This window comes from Streptomyces sp. NH27, assembly GCF_056859195.1.
This window is the reverse complement of the sequence record NZ_JACEGK010000860.1, coordinates 1-1,838: the sequence shown is the minus strand read 5'-3', so window position 1 is coordinate 1,838 and position 1,838 is coordinate 1. Positions and strand designations below refer to the sequence as shown.

Sequence of the window (1,838 nt, the reverse complement as noted above, 5' to 3'; positions counted from 1 at the left end):
CGCACGTGCCAGGCGCTCCGCGAAGGCATCCAGCGCCGCCACCGTGCGGTCCGGATCGATCGCGTCCGGCCCCGACGTCTGCCCGGGATCGGCCGACACCCCGCACCGGTCGGCCATCAACCGCAGCAGCTCCACCCGCCCCCACTCGCCGTCCGGTTCGAGCCCGCAGGTCTGCCGCGGATCCCGCGCCGCGAACAGCCCGTAGTTCACCAGGCTCCGCTCCCGCGCGGTGCCCACCCTGCCCGCGAGCCCCACCGCCACCAGATGTGCGCGCAGCGCACCGACAGTCACCATCCGCCCGATCCTGCACACGTCGTGCGCCCGGCGCAGGACGAACCTCGCGAAATCACCCCCACGGGTGGGTCGTCGAGCCCCGACACCACCCGCGACCGCGCCTACGGCAACAGCCCGTGCAACGGGAAGACCGCGCGCCGCGTGGCCAACACCGCCTGGTCGAGCCGCGACGCCGGGTCGTACCCACCGTCGTCGAACTCCGTCCAGCGCGCCGCCGCCCCGTCCGTCATCCGCGCCGACACCGACGTCCGGGTCAACGCGTACGCCTGCTCCTGCCACTCCAGCGGCACCGGAGTCTGCGGCGCGACCGGCGTACCCGCCGCGATCCCCACCAGATGCGTCCACGCCCTCGGCACCACGTCCGCGACGGCGTACCCGCCGCCGCCCAGCGCCACCCAACGCCCCTGCGCGTGCTCGTGCGCCAGCCGGTGACACGCCTCCGCGACCACCCGCTGCGCGTCCAGCGACACCGCGAGATGCGCCAGCGGGTCCTCCACATGGGTGTCCACGCCGTGCTGCGACACCAGCACCTGCGGCCGGAACGCCGCCACCAACTCCGGTACCACCGCGTGGAACGCCCGCAGCCAGCCCGCGTCCCCGGTCCCGGCCGGCAGCGCCACGTTCACCGCGCCACCCTCCGCCGACGCCCCACCGGTCTCCTCCGGCCACCCGCTGGTATGGGGGAAGAGCGTGCGCGGCGTCTCGTGCAGGGAGATCGTCAACACCCGCGGCTCGTCCCAGAACACCGTCTGCACGCCGTCCCCGTGATGTACGTCCGTGTCCACGTACACCACCCGCTCCGCGCCCAACTCCAGCAGCCGCGCCACCGCGAGCGCCGCGTCGTTGTAGACGCAGAAGCCCGCCGCCTGGCCCGGCATGGCGTGGTGCAGCCCGCCGGCGAAGTTCACCGCGTGCTCGACCTCACCGCGCCACACCGCCTCGGCCGCGCCCACCGACTGCCCCGCGATCAGCGCGGAAGCGTCGTGCATCGCCGCGAACGCCGGGTTGTCGATGCTGCCGATCCCGTACCCCGCCTCGGACCCGGCCTGCGCGGCCCGCGGGTCCGCCGAGGCCCGCCGCACGGCCGCCACGTAGTCGGACCGGTGCACCAGCTCCAGCGTCGAGTCCCCGGCCGGCGGCGCCGCCACCACCTTCAGCGCCGCGTCCAGGCCGAACGCCCGCACCAGGGCCCAGGTCAGCTTGAGCCGCACCGGGTCCATCGGGTGCCCGGCCCCGAAGTCGTACGCCGTTACCTGGTCATCCCACATCAACTGTGCGCGGCCGCTCATGGCCGACACCGTACCCGGCGGGCTCCGTCCCGAAGGATCGCGCGTACAGCAGCGTCGCCCCCACCAGCACCATCGGTACGACCATGGCGCCGCGGTAGCTCCACGCGTCGCCGATCGCCCCCACCAGCGGCGAACCGACCAGGAACCCGACGTAGTTGAAGATGTTCAGCCGCGCGATCGCCGAGTCCGACGCGTCGGGGAACAACCGCCCGGCCGCGGCGAAGGTCTGCGGCACGATCACGCACAACCCGAACC

The 1,838-nt window shown here is 73.9% G+C and carries 2 protein-coding genes and 1 pseudogene; all 3 read right to left on the bottom strand.

The genetic code is table 11. The features are described from left to right. Nucleotides 1-294 (bottom strand): phosphatase (locus AC13HU_RS36575; protein WP_483046307.1); only part of this gene is annotated, 294 nt, incomplete at its 3' end. A gap of 101 nt (nucleotides 295-395) precedes the next feature. Next, entirely contained in the window at nucleotides 396-1,583 is a 1,188-nt protein-coding gene (locus tag AC13HU_RS36570; protein WP_483046306.1) for an acetoin utilization protein AcuC, read from the bottom strand. Beyond that, nucleotides 1,552-1,838: pseudogene (locus AC13HU_RS36565) on the bottom strand (MFS transporter); the annotation flags it as partial. The gene AC13HU_RS36570 and the pseudogene AC13HU_RS36565, both read right to left, overlap by 32 nt.

What these genes read in the sequence shown, in the direction of transcription:
- AC13HU_RS36570 (WP_483046306.1), bottom strand. Translation starts at nt 1,583, where the DNA reads ATGAGCGGCCGCGCACAGTTGATGTGGGATGACCAGGTAACGGCGTAC.